The sequence below is a fragment of the Streptomyces sp. DSM 40868 genome (assembly GCF_011820545.1).
Taxonomy (GTDB): domain Bacteria; phylum Actinomycetota; class Actinomycetes; order Streptomycetales; family Streptomycetaceae; genus Streptomyces; species Streptomyces eurythermus.
Genome location: NZ_CP050504.1, coordinates 1,318,403 through 1,332,700, shown reverse-complemented (window position 1 = coordinate 1,332,700; position 14,298 = coordinate 1,318,403). Strand labels below are relative to the sequence as shown.

11 protein-coding genes and 4 pseudogenes are annotated in these 14,298 nt (G+C 75.9%); 6 read left to right on the top strand and 9 right to left on the bottom strand.

Annotated elements, in window-relative coordinates:
* Positions 1-21: 21 nt before the first annotated feature.
* Both mptB and HB370_RS41755 read left to right on the top strand, forming a co-directional pair.
* Positions 22-1,425 carry a polyprenol phosphomannose-dependent alpha 1,6 mannosyltransferase MptB gene (gene mptB, locus HB370_RS05835; protein WP_030784134.1) on the top strand — a complete coding sequence of 468 codons (1,404 nt, stop codon included), beginning with the start codon at positions 22-24 and terminating at the stop codon, positions 1,423-1,425.
* Positions 1,422-2,342 (top strand): annotated as a pseudogene (locus HB370_RS41755) (glycosyltransferase family 87 protein); the annotation flags it as partial. The gene mptB and the pseudogene HB370_RS41755, both read left to right, overlap by 4 nt.
* Positions 2,343-2,566: 224 nt before the next feature.
* Here HB370_RS41755 and HB370_RS05830 read toward each other — a convergent pair.
* Positions 2,567-3,742: a serine hydrolase gene (locus tag HB370_RS05830; RefSeq protein WP_078637547.1), complete on the bottom strand. Its 1,176-nt coding sequence runs from the start codon at positions 3,740-3,742 to the stop codon at positions 2,567-2,569.
* Between the two features lie 99 nt (positions 3,743-3,841).
* Complete coding sequence (rho, locus tag HB370_RS05825) at positions 3,842-4,990, bottom strand: transcription termination factor Rho (protein WP_030784131.1); 1,149 nt, start codon at positions 4,988-4,990, stop codon at positions 3,842-3,844.
* A 504-nt stretch (positions 4,991-5,494) separates the two neighbouring features.
* Between rho and HB370_RS05820 the strand changes: the two genes are divergently transcribed.
* Positions 5,495-5,956 carry a hypothetical protein gene (locus HB370_RS05820; protein ID WP_244405431.1) on the top strand — a complete coding sequence of 154 codons (462 nt, stop codon included), beginning with the start codon at positions 5,495-5,497 and terminating at the stop codon, positions 5,954-5,956.
* Between the two features lie 102 nt (positions 5,957-6,058).
* A pseudogene (locus HB370_RS05815) lies at positions 6,059-6,313 on the top strand (SAM-dependent methyltransferase); the annotation flags it as partial.
* A gap of 192 nt (positions 6,314-6,505) precedes the next feature.
* Here the strand turns inward: HB370_RS05815 and HB370_RS41750 are convergent.
* A pseudogene (locus tag HB370_RS41750) lies at positions 6,506-6,610 on the bottom strand (alpha/beta hydrolase fold domain-containing protein); the annotation flags it as partial.
* A gap of 163 nt (positions 6,611-6,773) precedes the next feature.
* Here HB370_RS41750 and HB370_RS41745 point away from each other — a divergent pair.
* Positions 6,774-6,978, top strand: a pseudogene (locus HB370_RS41745) (FAD-binding protein); the annotation flags it as partial.
* Positions 6,979-7,012: 34 nt separating this feature from the next.
* Here the strand turns inward: HB370_RS41745 and HB370_RS05800 are convergent.
* The 6 genes from HB370_RS05800 to HB370_RS05775 all read right to left on the bottom strand — a co-directional run bounded on the left by HB370_RS05800 (position 7,013) and on the right by HB370_RS05775 (position 12,904).
* Positions 7,013-7,756: a GntR family transcriptional regulator gene (locus HB370_RS05800; protein WP_030784124.1), complete on the bottom strand. Its 744-nt coding sequence runs from the start codon at positions 7,754-7,756 to the stop codon at positions 7,013-7,015.
* 155 nt (positions 7,757-7,911) lie between these two features.
* Positions 7,912-9,093, bottom strand: coding sequence for an EstA family serine hydrolase (locus HB370_RS05795; protein WP_030784121.1), 1,182 nt, complete (start codon positions 9,091-9,093; stop codon positions 7,912-7,914).
* Between the two features lie 123 nt (positions 9,094-9,216).
* Positions 9,217-10,185 (bottom strand): acetylxylan esterase, encoded by a 969-nt coding sequence (locus tag HB370_RS05790; RefSeq protein WP_030784115.1) that lies wholly within the window; start codon positions 10,183-10,185, stop codon positions 9,217-9,219.
* 204 nt (positions 10,186-10,389) lie between these two features.
* Positions 10,390-10,974, bottom strand: coding sequence for a hypothetical protein (locus tag HB370_RS05785; RefSeq protein WP_030784113.1), 585 nt, complete (start codon positions 10,972-10,974; stop codon positions 10,390-10,392).
* Between the two features lie 576 nt (positions 10,975-11,550).
* Complete coding sequence (locus tag HB370_RS05780) at positions 11,551-12,306, bottom strand: ferredoxin reductase (protein WP_030784111.1); 756 nt, start codon at positions 12,304-12,306, stop codon at positions 11,551-11,553.
* Positions 12,299-12,904, bottom strand: coding sequence for a sulfite oxidase-like oxidoreductase (locus HB370_RS05775; protein WP_030784107.1), 606 nt, complete (start codon positions 12,902-12,904; stop codon positions 12,299-12,301). The genes HB370_RS05780 and HB370_RS05775 overlap by 8 nt, the downstream gene beginning before the upstream one ends.
* 228 nt (positions 12,905-13,132) lie before the next feature.
* On the opposite strand from HB370_RS05775, the gene HB370_RS05770 reads away from it, so the two are divergent.
* A complete protein-coding gene (locus HB370_RS05770; protein ID WP_030784104.1) occupies positions 13,133-13,900 on the top strand; it encodes a GNAT family N-acetyltransferase in 768 nt (255 codons plus the stop codon).
* Positions 13,901-14,298 lie beyond the last annotated feature (398 nt).

Here is a 14,298-nt window from a genome sequence, read left to right as displayed (position 1 = left end):
CACGCTGCCCCGGTGTTGGCCATGGCATTCCCCGTCGATCTCCGCCACTGCCAGGCCCTGGGCCTGGCCGGCACCGCCTTCCTCGCGCTCGGCGGCGAGACGGCCGGCGCCCTGCCGGTCCGGGAGCTGTGGGCGCCCGCCTCGGTGCACGCGGCCCTCGGCCTGGTCGGGGTGTACTTCGGCATCGTCCTGCTGACGGCGGCCTGGCTGTTCCTGGGCCGACTGGTACGCGGCCCGCGTCCGCCCACCCCGCGCGCCCTGCTGCTCGTCCTGGCCCTCTGGGCGGCCCCGCTGCTGCTCGCACCCCCGCTGTTCAGCAGGGATGTCTACAGCTACCTCGCGCAGGGCGCCATGGCCGACGCCCACATGGACGTCTACGCCCACGGCCCGGACCGGCTCGGCGGGCCGCTCGCCGACGAGGTCGCCCCGATGTGGCGGCACACCGCCGCCCCCTACGGCCCCGCCTTCCTGGCCCTGGCCTCCGCGCTGTCCGGGCTGACCCACGGCGAGATCCCCGCCGGTCTGCTCGGCATGCGCCTGGTCGCGCTGGCCGGCGTGGCGCTCATGGCGGGGGCGCTGCCCCGGCTCGCCCGGCACAGCGGCGCCGACCCGGCCGCCGCGCTCTGGCTCGGCGCGCTCAACCCGCTGGTGCTGCTCCACCTGGTCGCGGGCGCCCACAACGACGCCCTGATGCTCGGCCTGCTCGGGCTCGGTCTGGTCGCCGCGCACGGCCCCCGGCCCGCCGCCGGCGCCGCCGGCGCCGTTCTCGTCACCCTGGCCGCCCTGGTGAAGGTACCGGCGGCGCTCGGTCTGCCGGTCGTCGTCGCCCTGCGGATCCGCTCCGGGGACCGCCCGCTGCCGGCCGTCCTGACCACGGCGGCGGCCTCGGCCGCGACCACGGTCGCCGCGACGGCCGTGGCCGGCACCGGCTACGGCTGGATCGGTGCCCTGGGCACGCCGGTCTCCCCGCACAACTGGGCGCTGACCAGCCTGCTCGGCCGGGCGACCGGCGCCCTGCTGACCCGCCTCGACAGCGGACTGGCCCCGCTGGCCGTCCCCGCCTGGCACCTGCTCGGGCTCGCGGCCGCCGCCGTCGCCGTGCTGCTGACCGGGCGCAGACTGCGCGCCCGGCCGGTGTACGCGCTCGGCCTGTCCCTGCTCGCGGTCGCGGTCCTCGGCCCGGCGATCCGGCCCTGGTACGCGCTGTGGGGCCTGTTCCTCGTGGCCGCCGCCGCGCCCGGCACCCCGGTACGGCACCGGTCGGCCGCCCTGGCCGGGGTCCTCGGCCTCGCCGTGCTGCCCGGCGGCGGGCCCGCCGACCCGGGGCAGCTGGTGCTGGCGGTCTCCGGCGGGGTCCTCGGCGTCGTCGTCCTGTGGCAGGCCCTCCTGGCCGCCCAGGCCCCGGTCCCGGGACGCCCGGCATGACGGGGCCGAGCCGATCCGGGGGAACGCGCGCACGACCGGACCGTCCGGGACCGCGCACCGACCGGGGCCGGCTGCTGCTGGTCCTGCTGCTGGTGGCGGCCGTCACCGCGTTCACGGCGACCGTGCCGCTGCTCCGGGGCTTCTTCGACCTGCGCGTGTACTACGGCACCGTGCACACCTGGGCGCACCACGGCGGCCGGATCTACGACTACCGGGTGCCGGGCACGGTGTACGGCTTCACCTATCCGCCGTTCGCCGCCGTGGCCATGCTGCCGCTGGCCCTGCTCGGCCGGACCACGGCGATCATCGTGTCCCTGCTGGTGAACCTGGCCGCGCTCGCGGCGGTGCTGCGGATCCTGGCCGGGTCCGGCGGGCGGCGCCACGGCTGGTACCGGTGGGCGCTGTGCCTGTGCCTGCTGGCCCTGTTCGAGCCGCTGCGGGACACCTTCAGCTTCGGGCAGGTGAACCTGGTGCTGCTGGCCCTCGTCCTCGCCGACTGCCTGCTGCTGACGACCGGCCGGGGCCGCTGGGCGGGCGCCGGGACCGGGCTGGCCGCCGCGGTGAAGCTGACGCCGGTCCTGTTCATCGGGCTGCTGCTGCTCGCCGGACGGCGCCGGGCGGCGGCCGTCGCGACCGCGGTCGCCGCCGCCGCGACCGCGCTGGCCGCCTGGGCCGACCCGGCGGCCTCCCGGTTCTACTGGACCGAGGCGCTGTGGGACACCGGCCGGGTGGGGCGGCTCGACTATGTGTCGAACCAGTCGCTGCAAGGGGTGCTGGCCCGCCTCGGCGAGACCGGCCGCCCCCTGTGGGCGTCGGCGGTCCTGCTGACCCTGTGCGTCTGGGCGTGGCGGGCCCGCCGGGCGGCCGCGGCCGGCGACTGGCCTGCGGCGTTCGCCCTCACCGGCATCGCGGCCTGCCTGGTCAGCCCGATCACCTGGGTGCACCATCTGGTGTGGCTGTTGCCGTCCTTCGCGGTCCTGGTCCGCGCCGGGCACCTGCGGATCGCGGGCGCCCTGTACGCGGTGCTGTGCACCAGCGTGGTCTGGCTGTGGGCCGGTGACGCCTCGGGCCTCGACGGGTTCCTCGGCGCCAACGCCTACGTCTGGGTCTCGCTGGGTCTGCTGCTCGGCCTGCCCGCGGGTCAGCTACGGGCCGTCCGGCCGCCCTTGGCCCGCAGCGCCAGCGCCACGGCTCCCGCGCCGAGCCCGGTGAGCCCCGCCACGACGGCGGCGGGGGACCAGTCCGAGTCGTCGTCCGAGGCCGGCGCCCCGGCCGCCGCCACCGGCGCGGCCGACGGCTCCGTGCGGGAGGGCGGGCGCAGTCCGTCCAGCGAGCCCACCGGGTCCACCTGACCGGCCGCCGCGAAGCCCCAGTCGAGCAGCGCGCGGGCCTCCTCGTACACGGTCAACCCGCCGTCGGCCTGAGGGTTGAGGACACTCACCACGAGGGTGTGCCCGTCGCGGCGCGCCGCGGCCACGAGCGTGTTGCCCGCGTTGCTGGTGTAGCCGTTCTTGATCCCGATCAGCCCGGGGTACGGCGCCACGCCGTCCTCGCCCGTCAGCAGCCGGTTGGTGTTCTCGATGGGGTACGACGAGCCGTCACCGGGAAAGCTGGCCTCGGCGGTGCCGCAGTACCGGGCGAAGTCGGGGTCGCGCAGGCCCGCCCGGCCGAACACCGCGAGGTCGAAGGCGGAGGACACCTGGCCGGGGGCGTCGTAGCCGTCCGGGGAGACGACATGGGTGTCCAGCGCGCCGAGCGAGCGGGCCTTGTCCTGCATCCGGGCGGCGGTGGCCTCCCAGCCGCCGCCGAGCCGGGCGAGGACGTGCACGGCGTCGTTCCCGGAGCTGAGGAACACCCCCCGCCACAGGTCGGCCACCCGGTAGGTGTGCCCCTCCTCGACGCCGACCAGGCTGCTGCCCTCGCCGACGTCGGCCAGTTCGTCGTAGTCCACGGTGTGCTGGAGCCCGCCGGGCAGCGTGGGCAGGACGGTGAGCGCGAACAGGGTCTTCAGGGTGCTGGCGGGGGGCAGTTCGCGGTGTGCGTCGTGCGCGGCCAGCACCTCGCCGCTGCCCGCGTCGGCGACGAGCCAGGAGAGCGCCGAGACGTCGGGCAGCTCGGGGGCGTCCCGGTGCGGCCGGACCTGGGTGCCGGACCTGTACAGCAGGGACGGCCCGGGCATCGCCGCCGGGGGGCGGGGCGGGGCGGGTTCCCCGGCCGGGGGTCCGGCGGCGGCAGCGGCCGGCGTGAGCACCAGCAGGCCCGCCACACAGAGGGAGCAGGCCGACACTGCCGCGCGATACGAGAATCCGGTGATCATACGATCAACCTACGAACACGGTGCGGGTCCCTCACCCCGCCGGGGCCGTTCGGGGCGCCGGGCAACCCGGATGCCGCACCGGGGCGCCCGGTGCCGGGGTCAGCCCGCCGGGAGGGTGGGCCGGATCTGCCGCAGGAACGCGGCGTTGTCCGGGGTGCCACGCAGCCGTTCGAGCAGGGTCTCCACGGCGGACGGGCCGCCCTCCCGGGAGCGCAGGGCCCGGCGCAGTCCGCGTACGGCGGTCAACTCGGCCGGGGTGAGCAGCAGTTCCTCGCGGCGGGTGCCGCTGGCGTCGATGTCCACGGCCGGGAAGACCCGCCGGGCGGCCAGCTCCCGGTCCAGGCGCAGCTCCATGTTGCCGGTGCTCTTCAGCTCCTCGAAGAAGTACCCGTCGGCCCGGGAGCCGGTGTCCACCAGCGCCGAGGCGAGGATGGTCAGGGAGCCGCCCTCCTCGGCCTGGCGCGCGGCGCCGAAGAACCGCTTGGGGCCGGTCAGCGCGCCCGCGTCGACGCCGCCGCTCAGGGTGCGGCCGCCGGCGGCGGAGGCATTGTTGTACGCGCGGCACAGCCGGGTCAGCGAGTCCAGCAGCACGACGACGTCCTCGCCGGCCTCGACCAGCCGCTTGGCCCGTTCCACGACCAGTTCGGCGAGGGCGATGTGGTCCTTGGGCGAGCGGTCGAAGGTGGAGGCGTACACCTCGCCGCGCACCGAGCGGCGCATCTCGGTGACCTCCTCGGGCCGTTCGTCGAGCAGCAGGACGATCAGCCGGCACTCGGGGTGGTTGCCGGCCACGGCGGCGGCCAGCTGCTGGAGCAGCACGGTCTTGCCGCTCTTGGGCGGTGCCACGATGAGGCCGCGCTGCCCCTTGCCGACCGGCGCGAGCAGATCGGCGAGGCGCCCGGTCAGTCCGGCGCCGGGGTGTTCCAGGCGCAGCCGCCGGTGCGGATGGAGCGGGGTGAGCTCGTGGAAGCGGCGGCGCGCGCGGGGTTCCCCGGGGGCGCGTCCGTTGACGCGAGCGATCTCGGTCAGGGTCCGCCGGTCGCCCCGGACGCCCTCGATCAGGTCGCCCTTGCGCAGTCCGTGGCGGCGCACGAGTGCGGGTGCGACCTGCGGGTCGGCCGGGGTGGGCAGCAGGCTCGCGGCCCTGAGGTGTCCCTTCCCGTGCGCGTCGATGTCCAGGACGCCGGTGACGAGCGGGGCGGCCGGTGCCTGCGGGGCCTCGGAAGGGGGTGCGAGTGTGGTGGTCATGCGGGTGTCCTTTCGCGGACGGAACAGGGAGGAAGAGCGGGGTGAGGCCGCGAGCGGGAGGCGTCTGCGACTGCCTCCGGGCGGCGGAGACGGTGCCTCGGGTACGGCGGAGAAGGCCCGTCACGAGGCGGTACCGGGAAGCTGACGCGCCGGGGACCGGGGGATCCGGGACAGCGGCGAGGCGATCAGCTGAGAAAGAGAGACTGGCACCGGCGCCCACTGTGGGCGTGCACGAGTGCTGATAGCACGCTACCACTGGATGGGGTGCCGCGTCCGTGACTCGGACAACAAACCACCGGATCGTGGCACTCCCGCAGGGCCGGAAGCACCCGCCGGGCCCACCGACCGCACCACGCAACGGCGAACGTTCGGCAGGGAGTTGCCGGAGTCCGGTGCGGACACCCGATCATCGTGACGGGTCCGTCACCCCGGCCGGTCGCTCGTGGGGGTGGTGATCCGGCGTGGAGCGGACCGTCGCCGCGGGCGGTGCGGCACAGTGAGCGCGTGCCTCGCCGACTTCTTCCGCTGGTGGTCGCCGCTCTGGTGAGCGTCGCCGGCTGCACCACCGTCAACCCCGCCCCCCAGCCCGGAGCCGCCGGCTCCCGGCGCGCCCTCCCGCCGGACGCCGAGACGAGACCGTCGGCCCTGCGGGCCCCGGTGAGCCAGCCGGCCACCGGGGCGGCGCTCGTGCGCACCGGCGACAGGCACCCCGACCGGCCGGGCCCGGCGGCCCGGACCCGAGAGTCCGCGTCCGGCGGTGGGCCGGCGCCCGCCGCGCCCCGGACCACCCCCGCCGCACCGGCCCCCCAGCCGCGCGCGAAGCGCCGCCCGCCCGTGCGGCACCAGGCCCCCCGCCCCCGTACGGCCTCCCGCCCGCCCGCCGCCGTGATGCGCGACCTGTGCCGCCGGGCGGACGGCGTGGCGGCGCCCGAGATCGTCCGCCTCTGCCGCGAGACCTACGGCTGAGCCGGACCGGCCGTGGCCGAAGCAGGCGGCTCCGCCGTGCTCGGTCCAGGGCGGCGCGGGGGCCCGCGACGGCGGTCCGCCGTGGCGCCGTCGGCTGCCGGCATGTTCGGTCCCGAGGCCCAACCGTCCGCGAACTCGCCGTGCCAGGCCCTGTCGTCGGTCGAACGCGGATACGGCCTGCTCGCGCCGGGGTTCGACCACGTGCTGGACACCGTGGCCGAGGCGCTCGCGCCGCTGTACCTCGGGCCGTTCGCGGACGGGCTCGACCTGTGCTGTGGCACCGGCGCCGGAACACGGCCGCTCACCCGGCTGTGCCACCACAGCGTCACCGGGGACGACTTCGGCGCCGGCACCGTCAGAGCCGGCAGGACGGGAGGCGGCTTGCTCCCGAAGGCCGCACGCGTCCTCGAGCCGGTCCTTCCCGGCCCGCACGCCCCCGCCGTCAGCCGCCCATCGCGTACCGGACCGTCGGGCCGGCCGTCCGGGGGACGCGGCATGGCGCACGGCCCAGTCGAACGCCGCGCAGGCGTCCCGGACCGCCGCCGGGGCCGGATGCTCGGGGGCCGGCCGGTAGTCGACGGAGACGACCACGGCACCGGTCCCGGCCGCCGGCAGACGGCAGAGCCCGTCGTGGCTGTCGAGCCCGCACAGCACGAATCCGCCGCCGTGGAAGAACGGGACGAGCGGGAGTGAAGGGCCCGGCCCGGCCTGCGCCCGGCCGCGCGCGGCGCCGGTGACCAGGGCGGTCTCACCGGTCTCGACCCCGACCTGGCCGTCCTGGACAAGCCCCCCTACTACGCGGTCCCCGTCGTCCGCCGGCGGCCTCGGGACCGAGGGCGGCCTGCTGACGGACGCCCGCGCCCGGGTGCTGCGCGAGGACGGCACCGCGATCGGGGGCCTCTACGCCGCGGGAAACGCCGCCGCGTCCGTCATGGGCGAGACCTGCCCGGGTGGGTGCCACCATCGGCCCCGCGATGACCTTCGCCCACATCGCCGTCAACGACGTCGCCTCAGGGCGGTGAGCCAGGCCGGGGCACGGCGCGCCGCGCCCGGTGGTCACACCGCGGCGGGCAGGGTGAACTCGTAGACCAGCGCGTCCTGTTCGGCGTGCACCACCAGATCCGTGATCTCCAGCGGGCGCGCGTACTGGTCGTGCACGCGCCGGGTCACCCGGACCGAGGCGGCCTGCGAGACCTGGCTGATGGAATCCCGGTGGTGCAGGCACAGCCCGGCCTTGCGCATCCAGTCGTAGGCCCGCCCCAACTGCGCGGGCGTGGCGCCGTCGGCCCGGTCCCGGTAGCGCGCCAGCTCCGCCACCTCGGCCAGGGCCACCGCCGAGAACGACGTCACCGCCGTCCGCAGCGACCGGCCGTCCGGTGTGACCGACCGGTAGCGGTGCACCAGCGTCGGCCGGTGCGGGGCCAGGCCCAGTTCCCGCGCGTGCTCCGGCGGCGGCACCTCCCAGGTCACCGTGGCCTCGTCCAGCGCACAGGGGTCCGCCGGGCGGGCGCCCACCGGGAAGGCGAGCGAGCCGGGCGACTCCACCGGCCGGCCGGGCAGCATGGCGTGGCTGCCGCGCCGGTCGGTGGCGACCACACCGCTGCGGCGCAGCACCTCCAGCGCCTGGCGGACGGTCTCCCGGCTGACCCCGAAGTGCGCCGCCAAGTGCCGTTCGCCCGGCAGCCGTTCGCCGGGCGGAATCGTGCCGTCGCGCAGCTCGCCGAGTAACAGCGCCGCTATGCGTCCGTACAGGGGCCGGGCGTCGACGGGCGGGGGATCGTTCGGGGTGGTGCGGGCCATGCCGCGCCCTCCTGTCGGTGACAAGACGTAGTCGTCCGGGTTCGTTGCGCGACCACAATTAGCATTGGTCTAAACCACGAGGGAAGGGCGGCCGATGGTTTCGACCGAAATCCACCCGCCCGGCCACGGCGGTCACCGGGCGCCGTGACGCGCGCTCACAGGGCGCGGTAGAGGGCGTCCACCAGCGCCGTCTTCCGTGGATCATCGGCGAGGCGGTGCCCCATGCGGTTCATGACGTAGCCCAGCGACACCCCGGCCTCCGGGTCGGCGAGCCCGCAGGAGCCGCCGAAGCCGTCATGGCCGAAAGCGCGCGGGTTCGGGCCGTACAGCCCCTGCGGGCCGCTCAGCCACAGGCCGAGCCCGATCTCGGTCTCCCCGTCGAAGGCCGCGCCGAGCACCAGGTCGCGGCCGGGCCCCTCGCTCTCCCGCGCCCGCTCCGCGGCCCGCGGTGACAGGAACCGCCGGCCGTTGAACGTGCCGCGCCCGGCGAAGACGCCGTACAGCGCCGCCACCGCCCGTGCGGTGCCGTGCCCGTTGGCCGCGGGGATCTCCGCCGCCCGCCAGCCGGCGCTGTTCGCCTGTGCGGGCCCGGTGGCCGGATTGGCCAGAGCGGCTCGCGCGACCGGCGTCAACGCGCCGAAGGCGGCGGCCTGTTCGGCGGCCGGCCGGGGCGGCGCGAGCACCAGTTCGGCCGCCCGGCCGGCATCCCGCGCCGGCAGGCCCACCGTGAAACCGACTCCCAGCGGCCCGGCCAGCTCCCGCTCCAGGAAGGCCCCCGGCCGCAACCCCGAGACCCGCCGTATCACCTCCCCGACCAGGAAGCCGTACGTCAGCGCGTGGTACCCGGACCGGGTCCCCGGCTCCCACCAGGGTGCCTCGGCGGCGAGCCGGCCGGTGGTCGACTCCCAGTCGTACAACTGCTGGAGGGTGTGCGGTTCGCGCAGTCCGGGCAGTCCGGCGCGGTGCGACAGAAGATGCCGTACGAACACCGTCTCCTTGCCCTCGGCGGCGAATTCGGGCCAGTACGCGGCCACCGGAGCGTCCAGGTCGAGCAGCCCCCGGTCGGCCAGCAGATGGGCGCACAGGGCCACGACCCCCTTGGTGGTCGACCACACGTTGACCACGGTGTCCCGCTCCCAGGGCCGGGTCCGCGCCGGGTCCGCCCAGCCGCCCCAGAGGTCCACCACCGTCCGCCCGGCGACGGTGACCGCCACCGCGGCGCCCAGTTCCCCACGCGCGCGGAAGTTCTCCTCGAACGCATCCCGCACCGCGGCGAACCGCGGATCGCAGTGCCCGTGGATCAGCGGGGTCGTCGGCGGTGTCTCCTGCGTGGACATAAGGCCTCCGTCGTCGCCGGGAACCCGGGTCCGCGCCGGCCGCGGCCCGGGTGGCTCCGAACGTACCGACTGCCCGGTCTGCGGGGAAGAGGGAGTCCTGGCCGCCCCGCCCGCCGGCCGCGCTCAGGCGTACGAGCGCAGCCAGCGCACCTTCGCCGCCTCGTGGAACGGGCCGCCGCCCTCGTGGTCGTTGAAGTCGTACACCTCGATGGCCTTGTCCTCGTGACCCCAGGCGTTGAACGCCGCGAACACCGTCGACGGCGGGCACGTCTGGTCCTCCAGGGCCGCCGAGAACAAGGCGGGCGCCCGGCCCCGGGCCGCGAAGTGCACCCCGTCGAAGTAGGACAGCGTGCGCCGCACCTCCGCGGCGCGCCCGCGATGCGTCTTGAGGAACAGGCCGATCTCCCGGTACGGGTGACGGTCCGTCAGCGTCACCGCGCGCGGGAAGTCGCACAGGAACGGCACGTCCGGGGCGACCGCGACCAGGTCGGGCACCAGGCCGCCGACGGCGATCGACAGGCCGCCGCCCTGGCTGGCGCCGAGCACCACGGTCCGCGTCGCGTCGGTCAGCGGGTGCGAGCGGGCCGCCTCCACCGCGCGCACGCCGTCGGTGATCACCCGGCGGTAGTAGTAGTTCTCGGGCGCGTCGATGCCCCGGGTCATATAGCCGGGGTAGGCCGGTGCCGCGCCCACCGGGTCCGCGGTGTCGCCCCCGCCGCCCCAGGCGCTGCCCTGCCCGCGGGTGTCCATCAGGAAGTGCGCCCGGCCCGTCGACGCCCACAGCAGGCTCTCGTGCGGCAGTCCGCGCCCGCCGCCGTAGCCGAGGAACTCCACCACCAGCGGCAGCGGTCCGGTGGCCCCGGCGGGCAGCCGCAGCCAGCCCTTGACGGGGTGGCCGCCGAACCCGGCGAACGTCACGTCGTAGACCTCGACCGTGGTCAGGCCGGTCTCCACCGGCTCGAACTGCGCGTCCAGGTCGTGTTCGCGGGCCTGCTGGAGCGTCTTCTCCCAGAAGGCGTCGAAATCCTCCGGCTCGGTGGACTCGCTGCGGTACGCGCGGAGTTCGTCCAGGGGGAGATCGAACAGGGCCATCGACAACCGCCTTTGTGAAGGAAGGGCATGCGGTCTCACGGTACGTGGGTGATCGGATCTTTGGCCAGGGATCCAGGGGTGTGCAGGCCCTTTCGCACCGCCCGGCCGGGGAGGCGAGGGCCCAGGTCCAGGGTTGAGTAAGCGCTTGTTCCGGGTGGGCGCGCACGGACACGGCGGGCTCCCAGAGATCGGATCATCCGCCGGTCACATGCGTGGCTGGGTCCATCGCGGCCCCGTCCGCTCCCATTCCCGCTCCCACTCGGCGAGCCGGTGGCGCAGGGCGATCCGGCGCTGGATCACCCGGCCGAGGTACACCGCCGTCGCCGTGCCGCCCGCCGCGCACAGGCCGACGGTCACGGCGTGCTGCCACACCGCCACATCGCCCGGCGGCGGCGCCACGCTGCGGCCCCGGGAGTCGAACCACACCGAGACCGGCTCCCCGGCGCGGGCCCCGGCGGGCACCTGGGCCCATGCCGTCCGGACGCCCTTGCCCGGTTCGGTCCAGCGGATCTGGGCGCGGTAGGCCTGCCGGCGGTCGCCCTGCGGCGCGGACGGCCGCTCGGCCGGGTCGCCCACCACGACGGCGCGCACCTCGTGGCGCTCGGCCCGCTGTGCCGCGGCGAGTGCCCGGGCCTCGTCATGGGCGCGCAGGCCGGCGAACACCCCGACCAGGGGAGCGGCCACGCACAGCAGGACGGTGACCAGCAGCACCGTCCACGCCTCCACGACGTCCGCCCGGCGCCGCAGCGGATTGCGCCGCCAGCGCCAGCCACGCACCCGGGTACGCATGTCCACCTCCTCGCCACCGCAGGCGCCGCCGAGCCGACGGGGCCGGATGCCCGGCCCACCGCCCGCGCCGCTCACGCGCACGAACGTCCACACCCGTCTCGTACCCCGTTCGGAGCACCTCGCGCACGCCGCGAACCGCGAGTTCTGGCCCATATGGCGCACTGCGGACACCACGCGCCCCACGATCGCGCGCCGAGCGCCGCCGCGCGACCCGGGCGCCGGGTACCGCGGCGAATCGGACGCCGGTGCTGCGGTGCGACCTGGGCGCCGGGTGCTGCGGCCGCACCCCGGCAGGTCGTCGTACCGCCGTGTGGCCCGGGCGCTGGCCACTGCGTCCGCACGCCCCGGCGGGCCGTCGTACCGCCGTGTGGCCCGGGCGCCGGGGATCGCGCGCGGCTCGGGGAGGTGCGCGCTCCCCTCGGGCGCGCTGCTCGGCTCGGAGGCGCTGCTCGGCGGAGGCCCCTGCCGCTCACCGGCGATCCGTGTGCTCGGCGGGCGCGCCGCTCGGCGGGCGGCACCGGTGCTCGGCCGGGGGTATGCCCCCGGCCCGCCGCTGCCGGGCTCCGGCGACCGTCGTCAGCCGAAACGCTCGATGCGGATGCGTTCCACCGGCTGGCCCGCCGCGACCAGCAGCCGGGAAGCGTGCTCGGCGAAGGCGTTGGAGCCGCACACATAGGCTTCCCACCCACCCTCGGGCCGGTCGGCCAGGAGCGGCGCCACATGTGCGGCCGCCATACGTCCCACCGGCACCCCGGGCGGAGCGCTGCGGGTGAACACGGGGGTCGTCTCCGGGCCCAGCTCGGCCGCGTAGATCAGCTCCTCGGGGCTGCGCGCCGACACCAGCATCCGCAGCGGGACGGTGAGGCCGCGCGCCCGGTGGTGCCGGACCATCGACATCAGCGGTACGACCCCGGACCCGGCCCCGAGCAGCAGCGCGGGCCGGTCACCCGGCCAGGCGAAGAAGCCGCTGAGCGGGCCGCGCACCTCCACGGTGTCCCCGGGCCGGGCCACGGTGTGGAACCAGCCGGAGACCTCGCCGTCCGGCACCCGGTCCAGGGTCAGTTCGATGTGCCCGGACGCGTCCGGCGCCGACGCGATCGAGTAGTGGCGCTGCGCCGCGTAGCCGTCCGGGGCGGTCAGCCGCAGCATCAGGTGCTGGCCCGGAAGATGCCCCGCCCACCCCGGCACCGCCAGGCGGAACGTGGTCGCGCGCGGTGTCTCGCGGCGGATCTCCGTCAGCGTGGCGGTCTGCCAGCGCGAGGCCGTCCGGCCGCTCACGGCGATCCGCCCGGGCACCGCGAACCGTGTCACGGGAGTCGTCGCATCAGTCACCGGAGTACCGCTGCTCCTCCCACGGGTTGCCCCGCGCGTGGTAGCCGTTGCGCTCCCAGAAGCCCGGCTCGTCGTGGTCGAGGAGCGTGATGCCCGCGATCCACTTGGCGCTCTTCCAGAAGTACAGGTGCGGTACCACGAGCCGCGCCGGGCCGCCGTGCTCGGGCGGCAGCGGCGCGCCGTCGTACTCCCAGACGATCCAGGCCCGCCCGCCGGTGAGGTCGGCGAGCGGCAGGTTGGTGGTGTAGCCGGTGTGGGAGTAGGCGAGGGCATGTGTGGCGGACCCATGTGGCCGGGCCACACCGAGGAAGGCGTCCAGCGAGACGCCGCCGAACCGCACGCCGAACTTCGACCAGCCGGTCACACAGTGGATGTCGCCCTCGTACGCCGACGCCGGCAACGCGTGCGCGGCGTCCCAGTCCCAGGTGTGCGGGTGTTCGACCAGGCCGTCCACGCGGAAGGACCAGTCGGCGGGCGAGAGGTCCGGGGTGACCTCGGCGGACAGGACGGGCCAGTCCTCGCGCGCGTCGTACTGCCCGGGGGGCAGCCCGGGGTTGTGGACGCGCGGGCGGCCCGTGAAGCCTCGCGTGACGTTCATGGTTCAACCGTACGCTGTCGTTCCGGGTGCTCCGTTCCTGGCTGGCGCCCCCATCGTTGCGGCTGTATGAACTCTGCCGGGGCCCGGGAATACCGCCCCCGCGCCGTCGCTTGCCGATCGGTGCCGGCCCCCGGTGGGCCGGTGACACACGCAGAGACCGGCCGAGAGAAGCGAGGAAACGAGGATGCCCCAGGCGTATGTGCCCGACACCGTGATCGAGGGGGCCGCGTGAGCGTCGTGAGCAGCCCGGACGCCGGCCCCGGCCGGACCGCCGCCGGCGACCCGCATGTCCTCGACAACCCGGCCCTCGCCTCTCTGACCGGCCCGCACGCCCGGTTCGCCGAGCGGCGCGGCCGGGTGCTGCGCTACCCCGTCGACGTCTCGCCGTGGCTCGCGCTGCCGGACGACCCGGACGAGCGGGACTGGGCGGACCTGGCCGCGCTGGCCGGCCCCGGCGCCGAGGTCCCGCTGCCCGGCTTCCGCGGCCGGCTCCCGGCGGGGTGGGAGGTCACCTTCCGGCTGGAGGGCGTACAGCTGGTGGACGACGGACTGGCCGCCGTGCCGGATGCCGAGGCGGTGCGGCTGGGGCCGGCGGACGTGCCCGAGATGCTGGACCTGGTGGCGCGCACCCAGCCCGGCCCGTTCCTGCCGCGCACCGTGGAACTCGGCACCTACCTCGGCATCCGCCGCGACGGAGCGCTGGTCGCCATGGCGGGGGAGCGGCTGCATCCGCCGGGCTGGACCGAGATCAGCGCGGTGTGCACCGACCCCGCCTTCCGCGGTCAGGGCCTGGCCACCCGGCTGATCCTCGCGGTGGCGCACGGCATCCGGGAGCGCGGGGAGACGCCGTTCCTGCACACCAGTGCCCGGAACACGAACGCCATCCGGCTGTACGAGTCCCTCGGCTTCCGGCTGCGCCGCCGCACGACGTTCCTCGAGGCACGGGCACCGCAGGACCAGCCGGAGGACCGCGCGGCGGTACCGGTTCCCCAGTAGTGCGATCAGCCGTCCGATCCGCCGCCCATCCACGGATCCGCACGGTCACCGGCTCGGTTCCCCGCGGCTCACGACAGGGCGCGCCGGCTGTGCGGCGCGCTCAGGAGCCGCCGTGCGGCGGGCCGATCCGGTGCAGGTTCCCGTCGTGATCGCCGCCCGGCAACCACGACGAGGGACCCGGCGGCTCCCTGTGGGCATGCGCGTCGTACCACCGCGCGAGCTGCTCGCAGGACCTCGGTGCCGGCCGTGTTCCCGGGTGGGACGGCGGCCCCGGCGAAGCGCGCCCCTTCGGCGACCTCCCGCTCCGCGGCGGCCCGGAGGAGACGGGGCACAGAGGACCGGGGTGCCGTGGTGCGGGCCGGCTTCGGTGTGCAGGACGAAGTAGGTGTCCAGGGCGT

Coding starts and splice junctions, on each gene's coding strand:
- mptB (WP_030784134.1), top strand. CDS start 22: ATGGCATTCCCCGTCGATCTCCGCCACTGCCAGGCCCTGGGCCTGGCC.
- HB370_RS05830 (WP_078637547.1), bottom strand. CDS start 3,742: ATGATCACCGGATTCTCGTATCGCGCGGCAGTGTCGGCCTGCTCCCTC.
- rho (WP_030784131.1), bottom strand. CDS start 4,990: ATGACCACCACACTCGCACCCCCTTCCGAGGCCCCGCAGGCACCGGCC.
- HB370_RS05800 (WP_030784124.1), bottom strand. CDS start 7,756: ATGGCCCGCACCACCCCGAACGATCCCCCGCCCGTCGACGCCCGGCCC.
- HB370_RS05795 (WP_030784121.1), bottom strand. CDS start 9,093: ATGTCCACGCAGGAGACACCGCCGACGACCCCGCTGATCCACGGGCAC.
- HB370_RS05790 (WP_030784115.1), bottom strand. CDS start 10,185: ATGGCCCTGTTCGATCTCCCCCTGGACGAACTCCGCGCGTACCGCAGC.
- HB370_RS05785 (WP_030784113.1), bottom strand. CDS start 10,974: ATGCGTACCCGGGTGCGTGGCTGGCGCTGGCGGCGCAATCCGCTGCGG.
- HB370_RS05775 (WP_030784107.1), bottom strand. CDS start 12,904: ATGAACGTCACGCGAGGCTTCACGGGCCGCCCGCGCGTCCACAACCCC.